Below are 4,810 nucleotides of genomic sequence, written 5' to 3'. Positions count from 1 at the left end.
TTCATAAGCACAATAGGGAATATAGAAAGATTTGATAATAGTAGAAAAGTCGGAGCATATATAGGATTAGTGCCAAGAGTATATGGAAGTGGGGATAGTATTAAAATGGGAAGGATAACAAAAAGAGGGGACAGTACACTCAGAAATAAACTATTACAAGCAGCAATATCTTTGTTAAAGACAAAAAAGAAAAATAGCTTAAAAGAATTTTTTAACAGGTTAATAAAATCAGGTGTAAGTAAGAACAAAGCAAGGATAGCATTGGCGAGGAAGTTAGCTACAGTTATGTTCGTTTTATTGAAAGAAAATAGAAAGTTTGAAAATTACTTTAATAAAAATACTGCAACCTTAGTGGGTTGACATCTTTCATAGGAGAATTTAATGGGAGTACTTGAAGCATTTGTTTTAGGAGTACTGGAAGGGCTAACAGAGTTTTTACCAATTTCATCTACAGGACATTTAATCCTTGCTTCCTGGATAATGAATATAAAACAAACAGAAGCACATAAAGCATTTGAAGTTGCAATTCAGCTTGGTTCTATACTTGCTGTTGTGTTTTTGTATAAAAATAAACTTTTTTCAAGCAGAAAGCTTTGGGAAAGGTTAATTATTGCATTTATCCCAACAGGAGCTTTAGGATTTTTACTTTACAAGATAATAAAATCACTTTTCAGCCCTTATGTTGTTGCTACTATGCTGATAGTTGGCGGGATTATTTTTATAATAGTGGAGCTTTTATATAAAGAAAAAGAGCATCATATTTCAAATGTAGAAGAAATTCCTTATATAAAAGCTTTTTTTATAGGAGTGTTCCAGTCTTTTGCAATGGTTCCTGGTACTTCAAGGTCTGGTGCAACAATAATAGGAGGGCTCTTGCTTGGATTAAACAGAAAAACAGCAGCAGAGTTTTCCTTTTTACTTGCAGTTCCTACAATGTTTGTTGCTACTGCCTATGATATTTTAAAACATCATAATGAGTTTCAGGTGGACAACTGGATAAATCTTGGAATTGGATTTTTTACTGCCTTTGTTTTTGCAGTTATTTCTATAAAGCTATTTCTTGCTTTTATTTCAAGGTATAACTTCATACCTTTTGGAGTTTATAGAATAGTAGTTGGGATTATCTTTTTACTTTTCTTTTTGTAAAAATAATAAAACAGTGTTTGATTTTTCCCATATTTCCAAATTATAATATTTATAAAATAAACTATGGAGGTATCAGATGAACAAATCTGATTTCACAAAGTCAATTACAGCCAACGGACAAAGTTATACAGTTTACAGCCTTGAGAAACTTCAAGAAGCAGGGATTGGAAACATAGAAAGACTTCCATTTTCAATTAGAATTTTAGTTGAAAACTTACTAAGAAATTTTGACGGTAAAGTAGTAACAGAAGAGCATGTTAAAAATATAGCAAACTGGCAGAAAAAATATGAAACACCTGTTGAAATTCCACACCATCCAGCAAGGGTTATAATGCAGGACTTTACAGGTGTTCCTGGTGTTGTTGACCTTGCTGCAATGAGAGATGCTGCTAAAGAACTTGGTATAGACCCTAAAAAAGTTAATCCTTTAGTACCTGTTGACCTTGTTATTGACCACTCTGTTCAGATTGATTTCTTTGGAAGTGAAGATGCCTACAAGAAAAACCTTGAACTTGAGTACAAAAGAAACAAAGAAAGATATTTACTTTTAAAATGGGCTCAAAATGCATTTGATAATTTAAGAATTTTCCCTCCGGGAAGTGGTATTATTCATCAGGTCAACCTTGAGTACATTGCACAGGTTGTAATGACAAACAACGGTGTTGCTTTCCCAGACTCCTTAGTTGGAACTGACTCCCATACAACTATGATTAACGGTCTTGGTGTACTTGGATGGGGAGTTGGTGGAATTGAAGCAGAAGCTGTTATGCTTGGACAGCCTTACTATATGAAAATACCTGAAGTTGTTGGAGTTAAATTAACAGGAGAGCTTCCAGAAGGAGCAACTACAACTGACCTTGTTTTAACAATAACTCAAAAATTAAGAGAAGTTGGTGTTGTTGAAAAATTTGTTGAATACTTTGGTGAGGGCGTTAAAAAGCTGTCTCTTCCAGATAGAGCTACAATTGCAAACATGGCTCCAGAATACGGAGCAACTATGGGATTCTTCCCGGTTGATGAGGAAACAATTAATTTCTTAAGACTTACAAACAGAAAAGAGGCTGCAGAGCTTGCAGAGAAATATACAAAAGAAAATATGCTCTTTTATGAAGGAAATGAAAATCCTGAGTATTCTCAGGTAATTGAAATAGATATGTCTAAGGTTGAGCCATCACTGGCAGGTCCTTCAAGACCTCAGGATAGAGTTAGCTTAAAAGATATGAAAAAAACATTTATTGACCTTTTAAACTGCAACTACAACAGAGAAATAGATGTTAAAGAAATTACTGCTTTTGAAGATGAAGCAGGAAAAGATATGGAAGTTGGAGAATGCAGAGTTCATAAAGGAAAGAAAATAGCAAAAGTTGAAATAGACGGTAAAGAAGTAGTAATTGGTGATGGCTCTGTTGTTATTGCCTCTATTACATCATGTACAAATACATCAAACCCTTCTGTATTAATAGGAGCAGGGCTTCTTGCTAAAAAGGCTGTTGAAAAAGGTTTAAATGTAAAGCCTTATGTAAAAACATCTTTGGCTCCAGGTTCAAGGGTTGTTGAAGGATATCTCAAAAAGGCTGGTCTTTTACCATATTTAGAGGCTTTAAGATTCCACATAGTTGGATTTGGTTGTACGACTTGTATAGGAAACAGTGGTCCATTAAACCCTGAAATAGAAAAAGCTATAAAAGAAAATGATTTAATAGTTTCTGCAGTACTCTCAGGTAATAGAAACTTTGAAGCAAGAATTCATTCTGATGTAAAAGCAAACTGGCTTGCTTCTCCAATACTTGTAGTTGCTTATGCAATTGCAGGAAGAACTGATATAGATTTAACAACAGAGCCTATAGGAAAAGACCCTAACGGAAACCCTGTTTACTTAAAAGATATATGGCCGTCTCAGGAAGAAATTAATGAAATATTAAACAGCGTATTGACAGCAGAAGTATTTGAAGAAAAATACAAAGATGTTCTAAAAGGTGATGAATACTGGCAGTCTCTTGAGGCTCCAACAGGTGAAATATTCCAGTGGGATGCAAACTCTACTTATGTCAGAAAACCTCCTTACTTTGATGGATTTACAATAGATGTTAACCCACCAAAAGATATTACAGGTGCAAGAGTGTTAGAACTTCTTGGAGACTCTGTAACTACAGACCATATATCCCCAGCTGGAAAAATACCTGCAGACTATCCAGCAGGAAAATATTTACTTGAACACGGTGTTCCTGTAGAAGAATTTAATTCTTACGGTTCAAGAAGAGGAAACCACGAAGTTATGGTTAGAGGAACATTTGCAAACGTTAGAATTAAAAATAAACTTGTTGCTCCAAAAGAAGGCGGATATACATTAAAACTACCTGAAAAAGAAGAAATGTTTGTTTATGATGCTGCTGTTAAGTATGAGCAGGAAGGAACTCCTCTTATTGTTCTTGGTGGAAAAGAATACGGAACAGGTTCTTCAAGGGACTGGGCTGCAAAAGGAACACAGCTTCTTGGTGTAAAAGCTGTTATAGTTAAGTCTTTTGAAAGAATTCACAGGTCAAACCTTGTTGGAATGGGAGTATTACCACTTCAATTTAAAGAAGGAGAAGGCTGGGAAGAACTTGGACTTGACGGAACTGAGGTCTATGAAATATTTGGCATTGAAGATATAGCTCCAGGAAAAGAGCTTAAAGTTAGAGCAACAAAAGAAAACGGTGAAGCTGTTGAGTTTAACGTGATTACAAGACTTGATACTATTGTTGATATTGAGTACTTCAAAAACGGCGGAATATTACCACTTGTACTTAGAAAAATAGCAACTGCATAATATTGGAGGGGCTTAATGCCCTTTTTTTATTTTACTGCTACCTGATTTTTACCGTCTCTTTTTGCTTTGTATAAAGCTTTATCTGCAATTTCAATAATTTCATGCATTATTACATCAATAGATTCATTTTTCCAATCCTTAAATTCTGTTAATCCAATTGATACAGTTATTTTTTTCCCATATATATCTTCAAAATAATTTCCTATAAGGTTTCTTATTTTTTCTGCAACTTTTACAGCATTTTTTTTGTTTGTTTCTGGTAAAACTATAATGAATTCTTCTCCACCCCATCTTCCTGCATGGTCTGTATTTCTTAGGCTCATTTTAAGCAATTTAGCAAACTCTTGGAGTATTTTATCTCCAAAGTTATGTCCGAATTTATCATTGATTTTTTTAAAGTCATCTATATCCAGTAGAAGTATGGAAAGAGGTCTATTATATCTTCTTGCCCTGATAAGTTCATTTTTTAAAATCTCTATTAACTTTTTTCTATTATGTAGACCGGTGAGGATGTCTTGATTTGCAATCTTATCTAAAAACAAAAGTTTTTCTAAAGTTTCTTTTACTACACTGTTCCCAACATAAATTATTATGGAGATTATAATCAATATAGTAAAGTAAGATAAAGGATTATAAGGCAGGGATACTAATCCTGAAATATGAACCACAGCAGTAAAAAACAAAAATATTCCATATAAAAATGAAAATATATTTGCTTTTTTAATTTCCATTAATAGGTAAGAAACTGCTATAAGAAGAACAGACCAGAGATATCCTGTTTTATCAATTCCTCCCTGTAGAAATGCAGCATATGCAACTACAGCCCCCGATAAAAGAAGTACAGTATAGTTTTTT

At 33.7% G+C, this 4,810-nt stretch carries 4 protein-coding genes; 3 read left to right on the top strand and 1 reads right to left on the bottom strand.

The features are described 5' to 3' along the window. From HG1285_RS17635 to acnA, 3 genes are all read left to right on the top strand, one after another. Window positions 1-360, top strand: a 360-nt coding sequence (locus tag HG1285_RS17635; RefSeq protein WP_008288261.1) for an IS110 family transposase, incomplete at its 5' end; no start/stop codon positions are given. 21 nt (window positions 361-381) lie between these two features. After that, window positions 382-1,146 (top strand): undecaprenyl-diphosphate phosphatase, encoded by a 765-nt coding sequence (locus tag HG1285_RS05975; protein WP_008288260.1) that lies wholly within the window; start codon window positions 382-384, stop codon window positions 1,144-1,146. A gap of 76 nt (window positions 1,147-1,222) precedes the next feature. After that, window positions 1,223-3,955: an aconitate hydratase AcnA gene (gene acnA / locus HG1285_RS05980; RefSeq protein ID WP_008288259.1), complete on the top strand. Its 2,733-nt coding sequence runs from the start codon at window positions 1,223-1,225 to the stop codon at window positions 3,953-3,955. Between the two features lie 26 nt (window positions 3,956-3,981). Here the strand turns inward: acnA and HG1285_RS18870 are convergent. After that, on the bottom strand, window positions 3,982-4,810 hold an 829-nt coding region (locus HG1285_RS18870; RefSeq protein ID WP_008288258.1), incomplete at its 5' end, for a GGDEF domain-containing protein.

The organism is Hydrogenivirga sp. 128-5-R1-1 (assembly GCF_000171895.1).
This window is presented reverse-complemented; position numbering and strand designations above follow the sequence as displayed.

Bases quoted from the DNA above. Each gene is read 5' to 3' on its own strand.
- HG1285_RS05975 (WP_008288260.1), top strand. From the start codon at position 382: ATGGGAGTACTTGAAGCATTTGTTTTAGGAGTACTGGAAGGGCTAACA.
- acnA (WP_008288259.1), top strand. From the start codon at position 1,223: ATGAACAAATCTGATTTCACAAAGTCAATTACAGCCAACGGACAAAGT.